This window comes from Phytoamicus setariae, assembly GCF_016722925.1.
GTDB lineage: Bacteria > Pseudomonadota > Alphaproteobacteria > Rhizobiales > Rhizobiaceae > Rhizobium_E > Rhizobium_E setariae.
The window spans coordinates 167999-189380 of the sequence record NZ_JAEQNC010000010.1; the positions used below are offsets into that span (position 1 = coordinate 167999).

19 protein-coding genes and 1 pseudogene are annotated in these 21382 nt (G+C 57.4%); 8 read left to right on the forward strand and 12 right to left on the reverse strand.

Features of this window, described 5'->3' with window-relative positions:
* Positions 1-112: 112 nt before the first annotated feature.
* Positions 113-367, reverse strand: a complete 255-nt coding sequence (locus tag JJB09_RS18280; protein WP_201661433.1) for a DUF1344 domain-containing protein — start codon at positions 365-367, stop codon at positions 113-115.
* 383 nt (positions 368-750) lie between these two features.
* Between JJB09_RS18280 and JJB09_RS18285 the strand changes: the two genes are divergently transcribed.
* From JJB09_RS18285 to JJB09_RS18310, 6 genes are all read left to right on the forward strand, one after another.
* Entirely contained in the window at positions 751-1380 is a 630-nt protein-coding gene (locus JJB09_RS18285) for a hypothetical protein (RefSeq protein WP_343229049.1), read from the forward strand.
* A 3-nt stretch (positions 1381-1383) separates the two neighbouring features.
* Complete coding sequence (locus JJB09_RS18290; RefSeq protein ID WP_201661436.1) at positions 1384-2043, forward strand: ABC transporter ATP-binding protein; 660 nt, start codon at positions 1384-1386, stop codon at positions 2041-2043.
* Positions 2036-2710, forward strand: coding sequence for an ABC transporter ATP-binding protein (locus tag JJB09_RS18295; RefSeq protein WP_201661448.1), 675 nt, complete (start codon positions 2036-2038; stop codon positions 2708-2710). Before JJB09_RS18290 ends, JJB09_RS18295 begins: the two co-directional genes overlap by 8 nt.
* On the forward strand, positions 2707-5355 hold the full coding sequence (locus tag JJB09_RS18300) for an ABC transporter permease (RefSeq protein ID WP_201661450.1): 2649 nt from the start codon (positions 2707-2709) through the stop codon (positions 5353-5355). Before JJB09_RS18295 ends, JJB09_RS18300 begins: the two co-directional genes overlap by 4 nt.
* A gap of 337 nt (positions 5356-5692) precedes the next feature.
* Positions 5693-6580, forward strand: a complete 888-nt coding sequence (locus JJB09_RS18305; RefSeq protein WP_201661452.1) for a DMP19 family protein — start codon at positions 5693-5695, stop codon at positions 6578-6580.
* Between the two features lie 328 nt (positions 6581-6908).
* Positions 6909-8609: a hypothetical protein gene (locus JJB09_RS18310; RefSeq protein WP_201661454.1), complete on the forward strand. Its 1701-nt coding sequence runs from the start codon at positions 6909-6911 to the stop codon at positions 8607-8609.
* Positions 8610-8677: 68 nt separating this feature from the next.
* On the opposite strand, the gene JJB09_RS18315 is transcribed toward JJB09_RS18310, so the two are convergent.
* The 6 genes from JJB09_RS18315 to JJB09_RS18340 form a co-directional block, all read right to left on the reverse strand.
* A complete protein-coding gene (locus JJB09_RS18315; RefSeq protein WP_201661456.1) occupies positions 8678-9253 on the reverse strand; it encodes a hypothetical protein in 576 nt (191 codons plus the stop codon).
* 9 nt (positions 9254-9262) lie between these two features.
* Positions 9263-10012, reverse strand: coding sequence for a carboxymuconolactone decarboxylase family protein (locus JJB09_RS18320; RefSeq protein ID WP_201661458.1), 750 nt, complete (start codon positions 10010-10012; stop codon positions 9263-9265).
* An 11-nt stretch (positions 10013-10023) separates the two neighbouring features.
* Entirely contained in the window at positions 10024-10485 is a 462-nt protein-coding gene (locus tag JJB09_RS18325; RefSeq protein WP_210341766.1) for a VOC family protein, read from the reverse strand.
* A 15-nt stretch (positions 10486-10500) separates the two neighbouring features.
* Positions 10501-11670, reverse strand: coding sequence for a beta-keto acid cleavage family enzyme (locus JJB09_RS18330; protein ID WP_246748777.1), 1170 nt, complete (start codon positions 11668-11670; stop codon positions 10501-10503).
* Between the two features lie 93 nt (positions 11671-11763).
* Positions 11764-12066, reverse strand: coding sequence for a hypothetical protein (locus JJB09_RS18335; protein WP_201661460.1), 303 nt, complete (start codon positions 12064-12066; stop codon positions 11764-11766).
* Positions 12067-12563: 497 nt separating this feature from the next.
* Complete coding sequence (locus JJB09_RS18340; protein WP_343229050.1) at positions 12564-13811, reverse strand: phosphatase PAP2 family protein; 1248 nt, start codon at positions 13809-13811, stop codon at positions 12564-12566.
* Positions 13812-14302: 491 nt separating this feature from the next.
* On the opposite strand from JJB09_RS18340, the gene JJB09_RS18345 reads away from it, so the two are divergent.
* Positions 14303-14641, forward strand: a complete 339-nt coding sequence (locus JJB09_RS18345) for a hypothetical protein (protein WP_201661462.1) — start codon at positions 14303-14305, stop codon at positions 14639-14641.
* Between the two features lie 190 nt (positions 14642-14831).
* Here the strand turns inward: JJB09_RS18345 and JJB09_RS18350 are convergent, their stop codons facing one another.
* Together JJB09_RS18350 and JJB09_RS18355 are read right to left on the reverse strand one after the other, a co-directional pair.
* Positions 14832-15905 (reverse strand): transporter substrate-binding domain-containing protein, encoded by a 1074-nt coding sequence (locus tag JJB09_RS18350; RefSeq protein ID WP_201661631.1) that lies wholly within the window; start codon positions 15903-15905, stop codon positions 14832-14834.
* Positions 15906-16107: 202 nt separating this feature from the next.
* The gene (locus tag JJB09_RS18355; RefSeq protein ID WP_201661464.1) at positions 16108-16572 is read right to left on the reverse strand and encodes an RrF2 family transcriptional regulator; all 465 of its coding nucleotides are present in this window, start codon (positions 16570-16572) and stop codon (positions 16108-16110) included.
* Positions 16573-16803: 231 nt separating this feature from the next.
* On the opposite strand from JJB09_RS18355, the gene JJB09_RS18360 reads away from it, so the two are divergent.
* Positions 16804-17199 (forward strand): globin domain-containing protein, encoded by a 396-nt coding sequence (locus tag JJB09_RS18360; protein WP_201661465.1) that lies wholly within the window; start codon positions 16804-16806, stop codon positions 17197-17199.
* Between the two features lie 142 nt (positions 17200-17341).
* Here JJB09_RS18360 and eutB read toward each other — a convergent pair whose 3' ends face one another.
* From eutB to JJB09_RS26955, 3 genes and pseudogenes are all read right to left on the reverse strand, one after another.
* Positions 17342-19690: an ethanolamine ammonia-lyase subunit EutB gene (eutB, locus tag JJB09_RS18365; RefSeq protein WP_201661467.1), complete on the reverse strand. Its 2349-nt coding sequence runs from the start codon at positions 19688-19690 to the stop codon at positions 17342-17344.
* A 191-nt stretch (positions 19691-19881) separates the two neighbouring features.
* Positions 19882-20148 (reverse strand): annotated as a pseudogene (locus JJB09_RS18370) (alcohol dehydrogenase catalytic domain-containing protein); the annotation flags it as partial.
* 30 nt (positions 20149-20178) lie between these two features.
* Positions 20179-21309 (reverse strand): calcium-binding protein, encoded by a 1131-nt coding sequence (locus tag JJB09_RS26955; RefSeq protein ID WP_281431842.1) that lies wholly within the window; start codon positions 21307-21309, stop codon positions 20179-20181.
* Positions 21310-21382 lie beyond the last annotated feature (73 nt).

A 21382-nucleotide genomic window follows, 5' to 3' on the forward strand; every position in this document is an offset into this window, starting at 1 on the left:
AGCGAACAACCATGCAGGTTCGGGCGATGCCGGTTAATCGAAACGGCCTCCGCCTGGTTGGTCCGTAGGTGGCTCCCAAGCCGATGCTTGGGAGCCCCGCAAGACAAGACAACTACTTCAGTATTTTCACGGACGACGCAACGTTCTGGCCGTGCTTGGTCGAATAAGTTATCGAGACCTTGCTTCCAGGCTTGAAGTCCTCTGCTTCGCTGCCTTCCGATAGGACATAAGAGCTGCCGTCAGTTAGCCGGATAGCGTCACGTGCCTTGTCGATGCTCTTTACTACGCCGGACATGGTGGCAGCGCTTGCGTCGAATGCGGTGAGGGCGACGGCGGCCGCAGCTGCCAATACGATTGCCTTGGGCATTTTCATTCTCCTTGGTTTCCCCGACAACGCGTGGGGACGCGGAATTGGTCGGTCTGAAAATCGACACCAAGGTGTTCGCCAATTTACAGATAAGACAACTTCCGGATCAAAACGTGCCGATGCAAGTACTGATGATTTGATCGCGCGCCATCATTCCGGGGTGTACTAGCCACCTTGAGCATTTTAGAATTTTTTCCGATATCAACGCTTTAATCGCGATCTTGCATCTTCAAGTCCGGGCATTGCTCCGCGAGCGAACGCCAAAACGCTTCCATACGGATACGTAAGTTTCCTCGGGCCTTACAAATTCGTAAGTTCGAAGACAGGTTTCCGTATAACTCGACTTCTACCTTGTCGTCGTTCGCCGCACCTCGAAGGTCGCGGTGGCTGCGAACGACGAATGGAGGCCTTTTATGGGCGTGTTTTCTGAAATCTCAATACGCGTCATCTCCGTCACGGCGTTGGTGGCCGCCGTAGCGACGCCGCCACTTGCACCATTCACCATGGCCGCAACCGCCCATGCAGAGAGCGCGGTGCCCGCCGAAAAGAATCCGCCCGGTGATATCCCCGACACCCAGGTGTTCATTGACTATACCTCGAAGCTCGGCTTCACCATGAAGGTGCCAGAAGGATGGGCTCGTTCCGACAAGCCGGACGGAGCCAGCTTCGTCGACAAGCTCGACGGCGTCGTCCTGACGGCAGCCGCCGTCGAGCAGAGGCCCGACGTCGCGACGGCGAAATCCCAATACGTCGAGAACCTCAAGGCGTCCGGGCGCGCCATCAAGGTTAGCGCGGTGAAGTCGGTGAAACTTCCATCTGGGGAGGCGATCCGGATCGTCTACACCTCGAACTCCGAACCGAACGCGGTGACGAACAAACAGGTGCGGTTGGAGAACGAACGCTACCTTTTTTATCGCGACGGCAAGCTTGTGACGCTGGAGCTCTATGCACCAAAAGGCGCGGACAACGTCGACCAGTGGCTGCTTATGTCGCGCTCGTTTTCATGGAAATGAGCGATGCTCCTGGAGGTGAACGAGCTCTATCGCTTCTACCATATCGAAGATGAGGAAACGGCGGCCTTGCGCGGTGTCAGCCTCGAAGTCGAGGCCGGAGAACTCGTCGCGCTCGTCGGGCCGTCAGGAAGCGGAAAGTCGACGTTGCTGAACTGTATCGCTGGCCTAGACGAGCCTGACGGAGGATTCGTCGACATCAAGGGCGAGCGTATGACGCGCAGGTCGGAGAAGGCTCGGGCGCGGCTACGGGCGCTTCATCTCGGCATGATGATGCAGTCCGGCAATCTATTTTTTCACCTGTCGGTGACAGAGAACATTCGCCTTCGCATGATGCTGGCGGACAGGCGGGATGAATCCCGCATCCGCAGTCTGTTGTCGACTGTTGGCTTGGCACACCGTGGCGACAACTATCCGACGCAGCTCTCCGGCGGAGAGACCGCGCGCGCAGGTCTGGCGGTGGCGTTGGCCGCGGAGCCGTCCGTCCTCATTGCCGACGAGCCCACCGCCGAGGTGGACAAACATACCGAGGCGATGCTCGTCGAACTCTTCGAAACGAGGAAAGCGGCAGGGTTTGCGAGCCTGATCGCCACACACAGCGAACAGCTCGCGCGGACAGCCGATCGCATCATCCGCCTTAGAGACGGCAGGACGGACAATGACTGAGAAACTTGTAGATGCCTACCATCTGGCAAAGGTTTACCACTTGCCCGATGGTGAAACCGTCGAGGTGTTGCGTGACGCGACTTGCAGCGTGATGCCTGGTGACCGGATCGCCGTCGAGGGGCCTTCGGGAAGCGGAAAATCGACGCTGCTCACAATTCTCGGAGGCCTGGTGTCGCCGAGTGCAGGGGAGATCAATTGGCCAGCCCTTGGAAAGCGCACTGATCTGCAACCGATGCAGATTGCCTTCGTTTTTCAGTCACCGAGTTTATTCCCGCCCCTTACCGTGCTCCAGAACGTCAGTCTCCCACTGCTTTTAGCTGGGCGGTCAACGAATGCGACGGCGCGGGCAGAGCGCCTGCTCGACGTGTTGGGACTCGCGGGCCTATCGAGCAAGCTTCCCGAGGAGCTTTCCGGAGGCCAGGCCCAGAGAGTGGCGATGGCGCGAGCTCTGGTCGTGCGTCCAAAGCTGCTGATTGCAGACGAGCCGACGGGACAGCTCGACACGCGCACCGCAATGGTGCTCTTGGACGTGGTTCTGGACCAACTCGCTGAGACCTATTCCGCGCTCATTCTTGCGACCCATGATGGACAGGTGTCACGGCGGATGCGCAAACGCTGGAGCATGGAGCGCGGGCGAGTTTCGACGGCCGGGGAGGGAGGCGGATGATCGCACTTTGGCTCTCCGGCATTCTTCGACGGCGAACAGCAAGAGTCGCGGGCCTTTGCGCGGGGATCGCGCTCACTGTTGCGATGCTGTCCACGCTAGCCTTCTTCTTGTCTGAAAGCGGAGCGTCGATGACAGAGCGCGCGATCTCCGACGTGCCGATCGACTGGCAGGTCGAGGCCGTTCCAGGGGCGGACCAAAACGCTTTGATTGACGCAATCAAACGAGCTGCTCCGGTGAAGATCATCCACCAAGTCAAATACGCGCAGTCGGACGGATTCGAAGCCCGCACCGCGGACACGACGCAACAGACTGGGCCTGGAAAGGTCATCGCCTTCGATGCGAACTATGCGGTCGACTTTCCGAAAGAACTGAGATGGCTGGCTGGAAAGCGTTCGGGTGTTTTGATCGCCCAGCAGACAGCCGCGAACCTTCATGTCGGTCCCGGCGACAATGTGTCGATCAAGCGCTTGGGGTTGCCGCCAGTGGAAGTGAAGATCGACGGTGTCGTCGATCTACCCGATGCCGACGCACTGTTTCAGGGTGTGGGGCTACCGCCGCAGGCGGCCCCGCAAGCTCCTCCGGACAATGTCGTGATCCTGCCGATCTCCAACTGGCATGAAGCGTTTGATGCGCAGCAAGCCAAACGACCAGACACAACGCGCACCCAGTTCCATGTCAGGCTGGTGCACGATGGCCTGCCATCTGATCCCACCAAGGCATACACAGTCGTCGCAGGCCAATCGCGCAACCTCGAAGCTCGCGTCGCCGGGCAGGCGCTGGTCTCCACCAACTTGGGTGCGCGGCTGGACACAGTGAGAAGCGACGCGCTCTATGCCACGGTGCTGTTTCTTTTCCTCGGAATTCCAGGCGTCGCCCTTGCGCTTGTCCTAACCGTATCGTTGGCCAACGCGGGGGCAGGGGCGCGAATGCAGGAGCAGTCCCTGCTGCGCATCCATGGCGCGTCGGATCGGAAGTCGCTGATGCTGCTGCAGTCCGAGCCGTTCGCGATCGGGATCGTTTCAACACTATTGGGATTCTTCGTTTCGATCGCGTTCTCATCGCATTCGGGCGCTCTTGCGGATACGTCCTCTCTGTTATTCGCGGCGCTCGCCGCCGTCTTGGGTGGGGCTGTTGCCATGCTGGCCATTGCTGTCTCGGCCTTCCGAGCGTCGAGGGCCACTACGGTGGTAGGCGCTCGCCAGGCCGTCGGCAGAAGCCATGTCCCGTTGTGGCAATCGCTGTGCGTAGATTTGGTTATGCTGGCCTGCGCCGGACTGCTGTTCTGGCAGTCCGCAAGTACTGGTTACGAAATCGTGCTTGCACCAGAAGGCGTGCCTGCGGCGTCGGTCGACTACAACGCTTTCCTTTCGCCGGCGTTGTTCTCGATGGGATTTGGTCTCCTGATCTTCCGGCTCTGTCGCTATTTCATTTCGACTTCTAATCCACTCTTCGAGACCGTCCTTCGGCCGATTTCCGGCACCCTCGCCGGAGCGGTCGCAGCTTCTATTGCTTTTCAACAGCTGCGGATCAGTCGGGGAATTGTAATGACGGCGCTTGCCGTCGCCTTCGTGACCTCCACCGCGATCTTCAACGTCACCTATGAGGGGCAGACGCGAGTGGACGCGGAATTGACCAACGGAGCGGACGTCACTGTGTTCGGGACCACCGCCCATCCGGCGGGCGGCAAGCTCGAAACGGTCAAGAACGTGCCAGGCGTTGAGGCAGCAAGGACGATGCAGCATCGGTTCGCCTACGTCGGCTCCGATCTCCAGGACCTCTATGGCATCGATCCGCGATCGATCGGGGCAGCGACTACCCTGTCGGACGCCTATTTCAGGGGCGGAACAACCTCGGAAATCCTGGCAAAGCTTGCAGCGACGCCAAACGGCGTGCTTGTTTCCGAGGAGACCGTCAGCGATTTCCAACTACTGGAAGGCGACACAATCAACCTCAGGCTCGTGAGCGCCAAGGACAACCAGTATCACGCGGTGCCCTTCAAATTCATCGGGGTCGCACGCGAGTTTCCGACCGCACCTCGGGACTCCTTTCTTGTCGCCAACGCGGACTATGTATCCAAGATGTCGGAGTCTACCGCCGCCGAGTATGTTCTGGTGCGCGCATCAAGTGACCCCGGTATGCTGTCGAAAGCCATAGCGACTGCGCTCGGCCCGACCTCAGGTCTTGACGTCAAAAACATCGGCGACGCCTCGCATATCATTGGAACAAGCCTGACTGCCGTGAACGTCGGCAAGTTGGCAGTCATTGAGCTCTTCTTCGGAGCGGTCATGGCCGTCGCCGCAGGGGGACTGATGGTGGGACTGGGCTTCATAGACCGCAGACGCAACTACGCTGTGCTGACATTGATCGGCGCGAAGCCGCGTCAGCTGGCGGGATTCTTGTGGTCGGAAGGAGTCTTAGTCCTCGTCGGTGGAATCGTCTTCGGGGTGATCTCTGGCGTCACCACGGCGTGGATGCTGGTCAAGCTGCTCACTGGAGTCTTCGATCCTCCACCCGAGACGATCTCGGTGCCGTGGGGATACTTGGCCTCAGTTTATGTCATGATAGCAGGATCGGTGTTGGTTGCGATTGCGTTTGCCAGCCGTAGGGCACGGGTCGGAGCATATGAGACGCTGAGAGACCTTTGAATACGACCGCCGACATCAACAACCACGTATGCTGTCAGTGGCTGGGGCCATTGCGGCCGTGGTGTTCCTCGGGTTGCTGCGGGCGTTGTCACGCGATTGAAAGTGGCTATTGGATCGTCAGCTTTGCGCCCGCAAGTCGGACACTGAGTGGAGCACGGTGGTATCCCAGAAGCCGACATGCACGGATGTCGCCGAGCTGCAGGTTTGCGCCAGAATCGGACATTGCTGATCCAATAACAACCCGTACCGCTTGCGGTGCTGTCGTGGCGCAGCTTAGAACTTCACCGCGCAGGTTTCGCGCTTGGCATTAAGTGTCTTCTCGAGGAGGGGATCGCTCATGGCAAATCCTGAAAGCACTATTTTATCGTCTAACGACCTAGTAATGGTATCCACCGACGCCTTTGAGAGCGTCGATCCCTACGACATCATCCAATCGAACATTTCCGTCATAAATGAGCTGTTCAGCGAGCATCTAAAGCCAGAGGAAGTTAGCCGCGCGGCGCTCACCAGTTACTACGTCGACTTCTATCTCGCGCAAGTAAATAATGGCGGTTTCTCGCAATTCGTTTTCAATTCGGATTGGAATGAAGAGATCGTCAACCTCGTCAGACAAGGGCTGCGCGAAATGGGCGCATCTCGTCACAGCGCTCTATTTGAGGAAGGGGCGGCGGCCGTCAGAGCGCTTGGCGAGGAGAGGCTAATCACATATCTCGGTAGCGATTATTGGAGCGAGAATATTGTGCGAAATAGCCTCGATACAATTGATGACCGTTTCTACGCTCTCGGAGAGTCGGAAGACTTGGTCAAGCTCAACGCGATATGGTTGAAGCGCCAGCCGAACCTGCTAGTGCTGTCGATCGACAAACTGTGGAAGGAAGTGGACCACCGATCCTCTGCTGCGCCGGATCGCGCCAAACGTATGGAGAGGGCACTTCAAGCTCAGCCGCGATATATTAAAGCGATCCGCGAGCTCTGCGAGAAGAGCGGGCAAAAACTCGATCAGGTGACGGCCGGTGCGATGGATTTGTTTTATGACGGAAAGGTGGTGCGACAACTCACGCCGGAAGAGCTTGAGGGGCGAGGCAACATCGAATTACAGACAGTCTGGTATTTTATCACCGACAAGGGTCTGCATTTAATGGCGGAAGTTGATGGCAAGGCCGCGATGTTCGACAACGAAACCAAGACGAGGATCGCAGAGATTGACATTTCTAGCGAGCTATAGATTTTTATCGGCACGTCCAAGTGAACAGGGGTCCCAATTCGGGGGGGCGCTAAGGGCCAAGAGCTGACATGACCTCACGGCAGCTTCGCGCCAAAACCGGTCATCGGACGATGATGGCTGCTCCGATTAAATCATCGGCCGCAAGTCCCTCTCGCGCCAAATTTGGATACTCCTCTAAGTTGGCTTTCCGCCGCCCCTACGTTTCGGCTAGTATCTCTCCAACACTATCCCGCGCGAAGAGGATCGCGTGGAGGGAGGGGCCTTGGATTCTTTACAATCCCTTCGCCGAGCCGTTTCACCCGCCAATCCCTTTCTTCGGCGGGATGACGTGTGTGCGCCAGAGAGTATAAGGGCCCAGCTCAGCCGCATCCTTGACAGCCACGACTTCGACGCGACCGCGCGAACGCGCAACTTCCTGACTTATGTTGTTGAAGAAACGATTGCAGGCCGTGCCGAGCGCATCAAGGCTTATGCTATCGCGACAATCGTGTTCGGGCGGGACGCCACATTTGACGCCCACTCCGATCCCGTAGTCCGCATCGAGGCCGGGCATCTTCGCCGTGCATTGGACCGCTACTACCTCACGGCCGGTGTATCGGATGCGATCGTCATCTCCGTCCCGAAGGGCAGTTATGTCCCGAATTTCGAAACACGGGAACTGCCGAGATTAACCGCTCCAGCCGAAAAGCCACCTTCCTGGCGGCGCATGCTTCCAATCGCACTTTTTTCACTGACGCTCGTTGCGGCCTTGTCATGGCTGCTTGTCGAGTGGATGGGTAGCAACCGGCTTCCCAAGGCTCCCGCCATCCCACATTTGCTGGTGAAACCCTTCGACGACCTGACCAATGCGGGAAATTCGCGGGCGATAGCGGTCGGCTTGACGCGAGAAATCATTGGTCAAATTGCGAAGTTCAAGGACATCGTGGCCATCGAGGGCGACGCACCTCTCGGCACGACGGTGCCCACCGATGACCAGCGCTATATCCTGGCCGGTGATGTAGAGATGGCCGATAATCAGTTCCGGCTCCGCGCCCGCGTCATCAACGGCATCGATAACTCGGTGATCTGGGCGAAAAGCTACGACGGCGACCTGAAGGCCTCCAAACTGATTGCGGTCGAGGGCGAGATAGCTCGCCAGGTCGCCACAACCCTTGCCCAACCCTATGGTATAATTTTTCAAGCAGACACGTCTCAACAGCCGCGCAATGCGCCGGACGACTGGCAGGCTTATGCCTGCACACTGTCCTACTACGCCTATCGCGCCAGCCTCGACGCCAAGACCCATCCGATCGTCCGGAAATGTCTGGAAGATGCTGTCCAACGCTTTCCGACCTATGCAAGCGCCTGGGCGCTCCTCTCTCAAACCTATGTCGACGAGATTCGTTTTCGCTATCCTGTCGATCCCTCGTCATCCCCGGCTTCGATCGACAGAGCTCTCGCCGCTGCGCGCAGAGCTGTAGAACTCGATCCTGAAAATATTCGAGCGTTACAGTCCGAGATGTTCGCCTTGTACTTCCATGGCGATGTTGAGGCTGCCCTGAAGGTCGGGGAACTAGCCTTGAGTATCAATCCCAATGATACCGAACTGGTGGGCGAATATGGCTACCGGCTTGCACTCTCCGGCAATTGGTCGCGAGGTTGTGCGATGGTCGATGAGACCCGTCGACGAAATCCCGGTCCGCTGGCATACTATGAATCCGCCCTTGCACTTTGCAGCTACTTCCGCGGTGATTTTCGCGAGGCCGCCATGTGGATCGCAAAGACACCTACGCAGGCAAACCCCAACTATCACCTGATTGCCGCGGCGATCTTCGCCGAGAGCGGCCAAACCCGTGACATGGTTCGCGAGCGAGAATGGCTGGTGACCAATGCACCAAAGCTGGTTGCGAACCTCCGATCGGAAATAGCCGTGCGCGTCGTTCGGCCCACCGATGTCGAGCGATTGCTTTCTTCGTTGCAGAAGGCAGGCGTGGCGCAGCCGAGCGACGACCACCCGTTGGCCAACAGGCTGATGACCACCGAACCTTAGGCCTTCGGCAGGTCAGGGCACCTCTGCACAAAAAGACCTAAGAACGAACCGCTCCTCGCACGGCACCCCTATTCGGTCAGGGCCCCGACTTGCTCGCTGAACAGCATCGAATTCAGGCGTTCTAAACCGAGCGCGCGTGCCAGATTTCTGAAAGCGAAGAAGGGAATGAGGCTGAAGAAAAGGATCACGGAGACGCATACAATTCCAGCAATTCCGCCTCCGCCTATATTGGGGATGCTCGCGGAAGCCGGTTCGCCCCAGGCGATACTCACGACTTTTTCCTCGACAACGTGGAACAGGATAAACAGGATCGAAAAAATGAGAGAATTGTACAGGATCGGGTAGATCAATGGTCGATTGTCCAGCCATCGCCCCAAGTTCATATCTTCAATGATCAGCATTACCTTTGCGAGTATAAAGGCATTGAACACTGCAAAGCCATGGGACAAAAAATCGATCTTGTGCTGATGGAGGATGATCCGCTCATTCAGAACAAAGAGGCCGAACAAGACCCAGAGATAAAGAAACAACGCCAAAAAGTGCTTCGCTTCGGCGACCGCTCGGTCGCGGAGGTGCCTCGCGCGATGCTCAGGCGAACCGCCTTGGTTCGCGGCGCTGATTCCGTCCGGCAGTTCAGGGGTCAACTTTCGTCATCACTCGTTCCCGGCTTGTTTGAACGGACGATCCGCTAGTTCCTCGGCAAGAATTGGAACCGCGAGGTTGCAGGCCTGCACGCCTTGCGCCACGCAAAGCTTCAGGACCTCCATGATTTCCTCGATCGTCGCCCCAAGCTTCAGTGCCGCCCGGATATGGCGGCGTGTGCCGGGCGCATACATGTGCGTGAAGGATGCATCGAATGCGATGCTGATGAGTTCCGTTTCCTTCGGCGTGAATATGCCGCTGCCATAGATCCCGGCGCCCGCTGCCATGAACTGATCGGTCCACTTGGGATCGAGTTCGAAGAAGGGGTTCCAGGCTTCATTCCACTGACCGATCTCCTTCATCCTGTCGCAGGCTGGCGTGGCCGCCGAAGCACGTGGCGCCGTGGTCTTCTCCGACGACTTGGCTTCCTCGAGCAGGATCGGTGCTCCAAGGCTGCAGGAATGAATTGACATGACCGACGCCATTTTGATGATGGTCAGGATCTCGTCGCGCGTCGCACCCTGATCAAGGGCCGCCCGGATATGACGGCGAGAGCCTTCCGGGTTGAGGTTGGTGCAGGCCACGTTGATTGCGACGGCGATCAACTCGACCAGTCTCGGGGTAAGAACCTTGTTCGCCCAAGCATTCGTGCTCATCGCCTCGCATGCGCCGGCCCAGGCTGCATCCCAATCTTCAAGCCGGGCGATTGCGTCGGGTTCCCATGGACCCAGCTTACCGTCATCCTTAACTTCCTGTCTCATTGCCACAACCTTCAATCTGGTTCCGGGGAAGGAAAGGCGAGCGGGTCGGGCTGCCAAACCGCGAACATATTTCCTGACGGATCGGCGAGAACTGCAACCCATGCAGTTCGCGGAACCGCGGTCTTGGGCCGCACCACCTCCGCGCCCATTCGCTGGGCAAGGGCGAGCGAATCGTCGATTGACTCGACATCCACGAATTGCAGCCAGCCTTTTGGATCGGAACGGGGCCGGTAGGTTAGCCCACCGCCCACACTGCTTGTGTCGGTCGGATCCAGGTGAATGCGCCAATAGTCCAGGCCTTCCGCCTGTTCAGTCCCCCAACCGAAGAGGGCGCTGTAGAACTCGGCGAGCTTGCTCGGTTCGTCGCCATAGATTTCAAAGTGCGTTATCCGGCCAGCCACGATTTCTCTCCCGCGTTCGTCCTGGAACTGGCGACCCGCACCGGAGCGCAGGTCACCCGTGATAAGGCGCATAGGCCGTTGTCGGCTTTACTTCCTCGCTGCCATCAGGGCGGCTTGGGCGGCCCGGACCGGCTCCGGTGCGATCATGCATGCGGCGATCGGATGCGAGTCGCCACCAAGGACAGCGGGCTTGATCTTCCCGTCGGTTGGCCAGGTGAGGAAGCCCGGATTGAACTCGGTGGGGTTGGGCGGCATGCCGTTGTTCTGCAACGTCTCTTCGACGCTGTTGTACCAGGTGCCGACCTTCATGATCTTGCGCGCCTCTTCGGCGGTCGCCACTTTGCGGCCAAACTCCTTGCAGAGACGCACTACTCCCTGGATTTGCTCCACCGTGGTCTTGCGCTTGCCATCCGCGCCCCACAGATTGTCCTCGTTGCCGACGCGTATGTGCTGGCCGAGCACGAGGGACATCGCCGAGATGGAAATCAGACCTCTCATGCTGGACCAGAATGTGTTGACCGATCCTTGCGGTATACGTTCAAGAAAATGCATCAGATCGAATGGATTTCGGCCGAGGGTTCCACCGCCATACGCGCAGAGCGCCATGTTCAGCGGCCCCATGTAAATACCTGCGCGGACCAGCCGCTCAATAATCTCCCACTGGTGAACATGAGCGGGAACAAAGTAAGGCTGGATGTCATTCTTCCTAAGCCGCTTGAGATGTTCGACGTAAAAGGCAGGCGTTGAATCCACCACCATGCCGGACCAGGCCTCAAGCACCTTGGGATCGTCCATGTGCGTTCCCTTGATATCCTCCTTGGAGAACATCGAAGCAATATCCCACAGCGTGGTGCCGGTCGTGACCGTCACATACTCCGGTTTGGGGTCTATTTCCGTGAGCATATGGCGGGTGTCGTAGTCGAGCCACTTTGCCTTGGCGTCATCCGTGTGCGGCGCGAACGAGATCGACCCGCCGACCTGGATGATCATATCCGGGACGGCTTCCTTCACCCGCTTCATCAGGTAATTGTAGTCGTCGAAGTTCGTTGACCCCATGCCGGTGGCCGGGTTGCGAACGTGGAAGTGCAGCATGGTGGCGCCGGCGTTGTAACAGTCCACCGCAGCCTGGACCTGCTCGTCCCAGGTAAGAGGAATGTCGCTCGCGTCGCCTGGCAACCATGCCGGACCGTAGGGCGCGGCCGTAATGATGAGCGGCGCCATTTTTTCAGGCAGTATCGAGTCGTCGGTATAGTACATGTGCATTCCTCCCTGTGGGTTACAGCAACGAAGAACTTGATCCGACCGATGGCGCGTATGAGCCCTTGAGTTGCACGATCATCCGTGCCTTGGTCACCTGCGGCTTTTCAGATCACCAGCCCAGCCAATCCGGATCACGTTGGCTTCCCTCAACGCCCTTGCAATCTCGCCCACCAGGCGGTCGATCGAAGCCGTCCACTCAGCAATCCTGGCCTCGCGAACATCCAGCGGCAGCGCTTCGGCCGCCAGCAACGCCGACTCCGCCTCAGCAAGCTCCTCGCACATGTCATAAAAATCGCCGTCGCCGACTAAGAGCTGCTGGATGGTCCGGCGCTCGGCTGGGAACCGCCGCAACGCGGCGCCTTCGCCAGTTTTTCTCTGCTCTTCCTCTGACATCGCGCCGCTTCCGTTATCAGGTCGGCAGTTTTCGAAGAGCAGTGTACTTGGGATGACACAGATCCTGCGTAGTTTACGCAGGTAACACGGGGGTAGCGTCCATTGACGAACGCGCAAGCCTTCAATGGCGCTGCAAAGTCCGTTGTGACTTTTCCGCCCTCAGCAGCCATCCACCGCGGCAATAGTTGAGGTCACACCGCGAGATGCTATTTCCGATCTGACGTCGATATATGAGCGAGGGCGGTCGGTTTTTTGATCGAGCATGATGACTGCTTAGGGCCAAGAGCTGCCATGACCTCTCGGCTGCTCTGCGCCAGAAGTGGACGTTGTGCCTTGCCCAGAATCCCTTGTCCTCCTGGTCTTACTGTTAGGGCATATCAGAACGCTCCGGTTTCCTACGGACAGGGCAGACGCTGATTCCGATGATGTCGTCAAATAGCGACCTGATATTCACGCACATTCGCTGAGCGCGGATCAAACAAGCCTCTTCTCTTTCGCTAGTCCGCCCCGTCTTCTTTTGCCCGCTCGATAAATTTCCCGGCAACCGCCTTGCCAAGTGCGGCACCGGCCCGATTGTCCATTTCATAGTGGATGCCGGCCCAGATGCGGGAATCGCCCGCCTCCTTGCCGACAGTGCGGATGAACTCCGCGTGGTCGGGGAACAGGTAGGCAAGCACCTCGGATCGGGCAGTGGACAATGTGGAGTGGTTCGACGGATAACTGGGATGGGCCGGCACTGCGAACAGGGGAGTGATGCTCGGGTCAAGCATGTTGGGCCGCAGATACCAATAAGCGTATTTCCCATCGTTGCTTGCGATGAATGCGTCGTAGTAGGCGGCTGCGAGCATCGCATAAGTCCGTGCGGCGCGCGGCGCGTTCGAATCCGTCTTGTCCTCGAACATCCACCTGCTCGCATAGTCATACCAACTGGTATACAGACCGGCCGGGCTTTGCCAGTAGAACGCTTTGTAATTGCTGGGGAATTTTCGATCAAACTGCTTGACCGCATCCGCGTCTGCCGTCACGGCCGCAGACTTGCAGTCAGGCGGAGCGGGTGGTCTGAATTCATCAGCGGCGTCAAGTAGGATCGGCTTCCAGTTTGGCATGGTTACATTGGCCGGTTTGTCTCCGACCCATTTGCACGGCCCGGTCGGCACCGTGCCGGTCCAAACGGCATCGGAGCCGTCGACCTTTGCCCGCGCAATCACTCGCTCTGCTACGCGCCGCCCCAGTTCCAGGCCGGCGGAAGAGTCGCTTGGGAACTGGACACCGGCAAGGACACGTGACTGTGCGGCTTCTTCGGCCATCGCTTTGAACGACAAGGCCTCGTCCGGAAAAAAGTAGGCAAGAACAGTCGCGGCGGCTCCGGCCGCCGCCGCGTGTTCAGATGGATAAGAGGGACTGCGAGGCGTAGGCAGCACAGTCAGCAGTGTCGCATCCATCTCGCCCGGGCGGGGGCGATTGTAGAAGTATTTTGACTCCCAAGCCGCGACGGTGGCGTCGTAGACCGCCATCGTCAAATAGGTGTAGATGCGATGGGCATTGGGGATCGTCTGGTTTGCGAGGAGACGGTTGTTGACCACGTCAAGCCATCGATAGCCGGGCGAGCCGGCGTCCCAGAACGTGATCTTGACGGCGACCTGCGCATCTTTCTTTGCGACAAGTTCGCGGACCTGCTCCAACTCGGCTGCGGAATCATCCGGTGGGGGCAGGACTCGGAAGTCTTTGCCGAGCTGATTACCCACGTCTTCCACGTTCCAGCATTTGGCTCTATCTGATCCGATTGGGCGAGAGCGAAGTTCCCTGACAAAAGGATTAGCGCGCAGGCCCTGCTAAAGCCTCTAAGCATGTCGAACTCCCATAGCTGTTTCCCGGCCCAAAGACGGAAGGTTTCCTGCTTTGACGGTCCCTCCATTGTTATATATTAGATTTATCTGATTTTATCACGACGCACTGCCAAGTGAAAGGATCAAAAATGAGAGCACGAAGCAGACAAACGCGTTAGCTGCGACGTCATATCTTTTGCCACACAAAAGCGATCACCCGCGTTCGAGAGTGACATGCTACCGGCGCGAACAACCATCCGAGGTCCGCTTCGGGCCAAGCGCTGCCATGACCTCACGGCTGTTCTGCGCCAAAAGCCGCCGTCCCACGTCCCGCGCTATTTATCAGCGGGTGATTTCCCTGGGCGAGGCGTGTAAATTGGCAACCTTCAAGACGAATGGAGGATATGCCGATGCCCCGCTTTCTTGCCGTCTACACCATGAAGCCCGAGGACGTGGCGTCCTTTCGAAGCCTGCCCAAAGCCGAGCAGGATGCTATCGATGCCGCCGGCGTAAAAAAGTGGGCAGCGTGGGAAGAAAGAAATGCTTCGTCCATCCTTGATCGTGGTGGAATGGTTGGCAAGACGACACGCGTGACCAAGGAGGGCGTTGTCAATGCGGTGAATTCGTTCTGCGGCTACTTGGTGATCGAAGCGGAGAACGCAGATGCTGCTGCCCGATTGTTCGAAGACCACCCGCACATCACCGTTTTTCCGGGCGACGGGGTGGATGTAATGCCTTTTGTGACGTGATCGCTTTGCACGGGCGTTCCGCCATCGGACACACTGCCAGGCGTGGCAGCGAGGTGGGGTCGGTGCCGGTTTCGGGGAGACGAAAGTAGTCTCCGTGTCACGCAAACCCTGGCTTCGGGATTTTGCGTTGTGGCACGGCTTTTCGCCAATCGCCACCAATTGGCTGCAACGCGCTCTGCAACTTTTTGAATCAATATTTCTCGCCGAGATATCGAAACAATGTCTGTTTCCAGGCTTCGTCGCGGGTGATCTCGAGAATCGCCACGTCGAGCGACTTGCGGAAAGGCGCACCGCGCGGCATCGCGATGCCATAGCCCTGTGCGTCAAATAGGGGATCGAGCACCTGAATCGAGCGGGCAAATTGTTGTCCAGCCATCCAGGTGAGCAAAGGCTTGTCATAGACAAATGCATCAATCTTGCCGGTGTCGAGTGCTTTCAGGCCGTCTTGCAGCGTCTTGAAGTCATTGTGCTTCAGACGCTCGCTGTCGAGAAAACCGATGGAGGCCGAACCCGCCACCGCACCCACGCGCACCATTGGCAAGTCGTCGGCGCTGTTGACCAGACCGCGCATCTGGCGGGTCGTCAACGCCGAGGTGACGCTCGCGGTGAACACCGCGATGGTGATGATCGACACCACCATCCAGACGATTGCAAGTATACGTCCCGGTAATGTCTTGGGACCTCGATAGCCCGTGCTTGCCTGCGTCATTGCCTCGGCAGACCACCAGATGCTGGCTCCGAGGCCGGTTGCCGCGCCCCCGCCGAAATCCTCGTTGTGCTTGCGCTCGAAGAGCCAGATCAGAAAACCAACCAGCAATGAAATGCCGATAAGCGCTGCAGCCGCCTGCAGGAAACCAAAGGACACCATGGTTCGGCCGATCTCGCGCCAGAGCGAAATGCTATTGTTCGATACGGCGATACCAAGTCCGGTATTGTAAAACGGCTGGGTGAAATCGACCTTGCGTTCGCGCTCGGCGGTGATCGTGATCGCGGCAATTGAAAGGTCGTATCTGCCCCTTGCCGTCGCTGCTATCAGACTCTGCACGTCGGGTTCTTGTTCGAAGCGGAACTTGAGATGCAGCCTTTCAGCAATCCTGCGCCAGAGTTCGATGGATATGCCTGTCCATTCCCCGTCGCTATCCTTCATTGCAAAAGGCGGTGCTTCCTTTGTGCCGACGACGAGCTCCCGATGGGGAAAATCGGGCTCGACCGGTTGGACAACCCCGCTCGGCTCCTGCGCAGTCGCCCTCTGGCCGCACGGCATCAGCCAGACAACACCGACCGCCAGCAGGATAAGGATGCATCGGGACACTGCGCGCTCCTCGTTTTTTTACAAAAAATCTCGGGAGAGACTCGATGTCAAGTTATGATCATGCAGGTGATGATGACCGGTCATCAACAACGGCCAATTGCTTTTTCTATCAATCCGTTTGTTCGACTGGCATCTGTTCGCCAAATAGATGCAATCATGCACCCGCCTGATTGGGATCCGGATGTTCTGGAAGCGCAAACGCTTCCAGAAAGCTCTTTCCGCTGACGATCGTGTCACGCAACGAATATCGATTGAGGACATCGATGAATGCCTGATTGGCCTGGCGAAAGAAATCCTTCGCCCTGCAGATTGCTGTGACCCTGCAGCAATTGGTCGTCTTGTCAAAGCATTCGACGATATGCATGTTCGGCTCCAGCTTGAGCACGATATCTCCAAGCCGCATGGAAGCAGGCTTGTCTGCCAGCCGGATACCGCCGCCCTTTCCCTTGGTGCTTTCGATGAAGCCGAGCTTTGACAGCCGGTGTGCCACTTTCACCAGGTGATTGCGGGAAATTCCGTAGTGATCGGCGATCTCGCGCACCGAACATTGCCGCTCGGGCTGGGCCGCCAGATACATCAGTATGCGCAGACCGTAGTCTGTAAAGGTCGTTAGCTGCATTCCCCGAATCTTCTTTTTGCCTCTTGCCAAAGCAGAGGACGGTGCATATTTTTTAATATGCATTCAACATGCATATTATGGAGTTGCAATGCTGAGCCCGAGACGATCGCCATCGTGAAGTCCACCGCCCCCGTCCTCGCCGAACATGGCGAGCTTCTGACACGCCATTTCTACACGCGCATGTTAATAAAGCAGTCACATTTCAACTAATCTTGTTCCATGAGGTCAGATATGTCAGCTGGGAGTGTTTTGGAGCAACTTGGTGGCGAGCAAGCCCTGAGAGAACTTGTCACTCGATTCTACGATTTGATCGAAACTGATCCTCGTGGCGCTAATATTCTTCGGTTGCATTTTCGTGGACATGGTCTGAACCATGTTCGCCAAGAGCAGTTCGATTTCCTGTCAGGGTTTCTGGGTGGGAGGCGCTACTATCTTGAAAATCACGGAAATATGGACTGGAGATTGATGCATGCACATGTGCCGATCCGCGAGAAGGATGCCGAGGACTGGCTGGAACTGATGGATCAGGCCATAGTCGATGGTGGTCATTCCGGTCCGCATGTCGAAACGATGCGAGCGGCTTTCCGACGTATTGCGTATCTTCTCGTAAACGAACTTCCCGAATGAGCCTTCCAGCAGACCACCGATCTCAGCTACGGATGGATTCGAACCGCGCGCTTCCTCCGCAAGTATGCTTATTCGTTATATATCTTGATGGGAAATCGCCGACCAAAGGCGAACAAGTCGAGGGTTTTTGGGCCACGCTTTCCTACCCATAACGACGGCTGCCGTTTACATTTTTGCCGACGATTTCCCTGATGATCGTCAGGGTTTCGCGGGCCGCTTCTTTGGGCGACAGCGCCGTATCGGCGACGTTGCTGACGAGTTTCGTCATATCGTGGTCGATCTTTTTGTCCGTCCATTGCCTGCCCTTGGCGACGGTGATGTAGACCGAATAGGCGTGGTGCATGGTGCCGGGGCGCTCGCCGATGATGTGGAGTATGCCTCTGAGGCTGTTGGGGTCTGCATTTTCGAACAGCACCTCACCAATTCGATAACCGGCCCGCACGCGTCCGCCGCTGACCATGATGTTCTGATCGCCCATCGTAACGCCGGCGTCTGCGAGGAGTCGGCGCATCTCCTCCAGGAACGGAACGAGGTGTCCCTCATCCATGATGGCTTTTGCGTTCAGACCGTCTGAGATGACAATCTGGCCCTTCGGCAGGTCGCTTCCCCAGGCATCCCTGACTTTCTCAATTGCAGCGAGGGCTTCCGGGCTCAATGCTTCGCCTGTTGTCGGATGGGCTATGTAATCGTTGCGATCCTTAGACAGAGTACGCACCGGCACGACATTGGGAACGGCGGCGATGAAATCAGGCGTGAGTTCGGCCCAAAGAGATTGCTTTGCGTCGTCGTACAGCCCCTTTACCTTCGTTGCGAGAGGTCGGTTGAGGTCCCAGATCTTTTCGCCGTGCCCTGTGGCGAGATCGACGCCTCTCGCTTCCACCTCGCGCATCTTCTGCCGGCCTTCCGCGTAGATCGCATCCCTGGACCTCGCGTCATGCTTCGCGAGGCGGTACTGAAAGTATACCCACAGGGGATCACCATAGTTTGCGGTATAGCTGCCGTCGTCACCGACAATGCCGATTTTCCTGTAGAAATTCCACATCGCGTCGTTGACCTTGAAGCCGAACTTGTCCCTCAACCGCACATGATCCTGGAACGACGTGGTGAGATAGCTCAACATGGGATCGTTCTTGGTCGGCAGTGCAATGAGATATGCGGGATTGGCCGGCATAATCTGTTCCTGGCACCAATCGAGATCGTCGAGGCTGACGGTCATGTGCAGGGTGGTGCAGACGTCCAGGCCGATCGTTAGCCCGTGAAGCTTGCCCATGACCAGGTCTTCAAGGCAGCATCTGACGAGTTGTTCACGGCTTTTGAACACCTCCGGCCCGATGAAGCCGGCAACATCGTTGACATGAAGCCAGGCCCCCTTTGGCTGCACCTTCGCAAGTTCGATTCCGACTGCCCTGCTGAAACCGTATTTTCGGGACTCGAGCACCATCATGTCGACGCCGTTGGCTGTCCCGTTGGTGAACTCGGAACCTTGCCCGGTTTCAAAGTAGAGGCCGTATCGTTCCCCGGCCTTCGCATGCGCATATTTGAGGATTTTTTCGTTCGTAATATCGAAAATCTTGTTGCAGTCATCAGTTCCGGCGAGGCTTTGGAACATCGTGGAAACTGTGCCCGGGAAATTCTCGTTCACCTCGGTCTGGACATCGATGTGGGCAAGTACGCACCAGGGGATCACGTCGCCAAGCTCGAACGTATCGACGATGTCCTTCAGCGCACGTTCAACCTCCACGACGCTGGCCACAGTGCTGTCAACCGGATTGGTGCCGATGACGATATCGCCGGTCGCGAAGGAGAACGCATCGAACACCTGCCAAGCGACGTCGTCGGGATGGTCCGTCGGAGAATTCGGCTGGATCCGCGCGCCCATATATCCCTTGGCCCCCATCTGGGTGCCCGGCATCACATTGAAAAGTTTTTGACTGAGCAGGGTCAGTTCCTCGTTGCTCATCAGTTTCGGGACACAGCCGATCGTATCGCTGGTGAGGCCGTTCATCACGGCCTTGATATTTTCCTCCGGTTCGGCCAGCAGGAATTCCTTCAGTCTTCCCATCGTCCAGTCTTTGACCTTTTCGTACTGGGCATGGTCCGTTGTCTGCCAGATCAGCCTTTGCAAGTCGTCCTCAAACAGGGGGCGCTCGTAGAGGTCCTTGATCTTCGTGTTGGCCAGAAGAGCGCGGGCATTGCGCCGCGTCGTCTCGTCTCCAGCAACCACGCCGATGGCTTGATCTCCCTCCTTGAAATCATTGGCAGCGCCAATCACCTGCTGGTAGGCGCTCTGATCAAGCTTGCCTTTGATCCTGCTGATATAGGCAAAAACATCCTCGCCCGGATTCACCTCCTCGATCGCAAATTTCCCTCCATCGGGAGCTGCCCTCCCATGGCTAGAACTTGCGACGGTGGCGGCAGCCGTGCCAGCCAAGACCAGGAGGTCCCTTCGGGATATCCCATGATGCAAATCGGAGAATAAGCCCTTGGTCATGGACGTTCCTTCCCTCCACGAATACGAATTCGGCGAGCGACATGCCGATGAGGCGACGCTCGCGCCCACAGTGGACAAGCCCATGGGGCTTGGTGCAGCGCAGACGGATAGCGGCGCCGAGCATTTGGAGCCGCACGAAATTCCCGATCCATCCCGTCCGGATCAGCGGTTTTCGTGGACTATTGGAGCTTCACCACGACACGACCGTCGATCTTAAAACGTTTTACCGACCTGCCGGCTTTTGCGACGTAGCCGACACCTTCATGGCCGGGAATAAAGGGGGGAGTGGGTTTTACAGGCCAGTCGCCCCGGGCCGCATGCAAATCGGTGTGACACACTCCCGTTGCCGCGAAGCGAACAAGGATCGGGTCATCCGCCGGATAGGGGATCGGCATATCCTCGATCGTCAGAGGTCTTCCGAGTTCGCGGACAACGGCTGCTTTCATCGATTGTGACATTTGTCATGCTCCTTGTCTCTTCAAGTGAACTCAGACAAAAATGAGGTTATCGACAATGCTGCCGTTGTGATCGACATCGGTTACGCCGTTGAGCCGGATCACGTCTCCATCGCCGTTCAGCGTGAGTTGCCAGACTCCGTGCACGAGATTCTCGCCAAAGATGCTCCCCTTCGCATGAGGGAGGTCGATCACGTCTACCTGCTGCCGCCGGTAGTCGTCTATTTCGGTGACCTCGAATACACCGTCATGGAGATTTTTGAAGCTGAACGTGTCTGCTCCAAGTCCACCGGCAAATTGAGCGTTTCCAGTTCCACCGACCAGCAGATCGCCGCCACGCCCACCGAACAGGCTGTCCCTGCCATCGCCGCCACGCAACGTGTCATTACCGTCATGACCGTGCTCGGTGTCGTTGCCCGCTCGACCTCTGATCTCATCACCGCCGGAATAACCAATGAGACTGTCATTGCCGGCCCGTCCATTGATGGAAATGCCGACCAGTTGCTCATACTCCCCGTCCGACGTCGTCGTCAGAAGCTCTCCGACACCCGCAATATAGAATTTATGCTCGATTTGACCGGGACTGAGCGGTGAAAATTCCTTGGTCTTGAGCGCATGATGCGACATGCCGTAGATGGTGAAGACATTTGCATCCAGACTGAGCACCTTCGCCGCATCCTCTGCGATGCCTTTTGCATTTTCCTGATGGTAGACATCGCCTATATGAGGTCTTGCCTCCATGATAATGCCCGGTTTGGCGCCGTCGACCCCAGCGCGCCACGATCCTACGGTCCCAATCGGGACTGGGTTACCTGGCTCGTATTGCGTGGTATCCTCGCCGAAATACCAAACGTTTCCCCGCTTATCTTGTGCGTAGTAGTCGAATGTGTCTTCTTCCAACTGACCGTTGACGAAGGCGACATCATGCACAACGACGCACCTTACCCCGTCGATGACAGCCGTCTTGTGGGTTACCATCGTATTGGTGGTCGTGCCGAGACCCATATCCGCATAGTGGAACGTGGTTCCCTCTTTCAGGATCATGTAGGGATTGTCTATCGTCGTCGTGAAATTCTTCGGGTTGATTGCGCCGCCGAAGGCGGTTGACTGAGCGAGCGGCAAGTCGCCGATGTCTGGCGCGCTATTGAGGTTCCGCTTGGTCATGACCCGATCCTCCCTGTAGCCACCTGTTTTCGTCGTGAGACATCCGAATTGATGTTCTGAATGCCCGCATCGC

Excerpts from the sequence above, each read along its gene's own strand:
- JJB09_RS18290 (WP_201661436.1), top strand. The coding sequence starts at position 1,384 with ATGCTCCTGGAGGTGAACGAGCTCTATCGCTTCTACCATATCGAAGAT.
- JJB09_RS18335 (WP_201661460.1), bottom strand. The coding sequence starts at position 12,066 with ATGTCAGAGGAAGAGCAGAGAAAAACTGGCGAAGGCGCCGCGTTGCGG.
- eutB (WP_201661467.1), bottom strand. The coding sequence starts at position 19,690 with ATGACCAAGGGCTTATTCTCCGATTTGCATCATGGGATATCCCGAAGG.
- JJB09_RS18355 (WP_201661464.1), bottom strand. The coding sequence starts at position 16,572 with ATGCAGCTAACGACCTTTACAGACTACGGTCTGCGCATACTGATGTAT.
- JJB09_RS26955 (WP_281431842.1), bottom strand. The coding sequence starts at position 21,309 with ATGACCAAGCGGAACCTCAATAGCGCGCCAGACATCGGCGACTTGCCG.
- JJB09_RS18345 (WP_201661462.1), top strand. The coding sequence starts at position 14,303 with ATGCCCCGCTTTCTTGCCGTCTACACCATGAAGCCCGAGGACGTGGCG.
- JJB09_RS18305 (WP_201661452.1), top strand. The coding sequence starts at position 5,693 with ATGGCAAATCCTGAAAGCACTATTTTATCGTCTAACGACCTAGTAATG.
- JJB09_RS18295 (WP_201661448.1), top strand. The coding sequence starts at position 2,036 with ATGACTGAGAAACTTGTAGATGCCTACCATCTGGCAAAGGTTTACCAC.
- JJB09_RS18350 (WP_201661631.1), bottom strand. The coding sequence starts at position 15,905 with ATGCCGTGCGGCCAGAGGGCGACTGCGCAGGAGCCGAGCGGGGTTGTC.
- JJB09_RS18280 (WP_201661433.1), bottom strand. The coding sequence starts at position 367 with ATGCCCAAGGCAATCGTATTGGCAGCTGCGGCCGCCGTCGCCCTCACC.
- JJB09_RS18330 (WP_246748777.1), bottom strand. The coding sequence starts at position 11,670 with ATGTACTATACCGACGACTCGATACTGCCTGAAAAAATGGCGCCGCTC.
- JJB09_RS18320 (WP_201661458.1), bottom strand. The coding sequence starts at position 10,012 with ATGAGACAGGAAGTTAAGGATGACGGTAAGCTGGGTCCATGGGAACCC.
- JJB09_RS18325 (WP_210341766.1), bottom strand. The coding sequence starts at position 10,485 with ATGCGCCTTATCACGGGTGACCTGCGCTCCGGTGCGGGTCGCCAGTTC.
- JJB09_RS18300 (WP_201661450.1), top strand. The coding sequence starts at position 2,707 with ATGATCGCACTTTGGCTCTCCGGCATTCTTCGACGGCGAACAGCAAGA.
- JJB09_RS18360 (WP_201661465.1), top strand. The coding sequence starts at position 16,804 with ATGTCAGCTGGGAGTGTTTTGGAGCAACTTGGTGGCGAGCAAGCCCTG.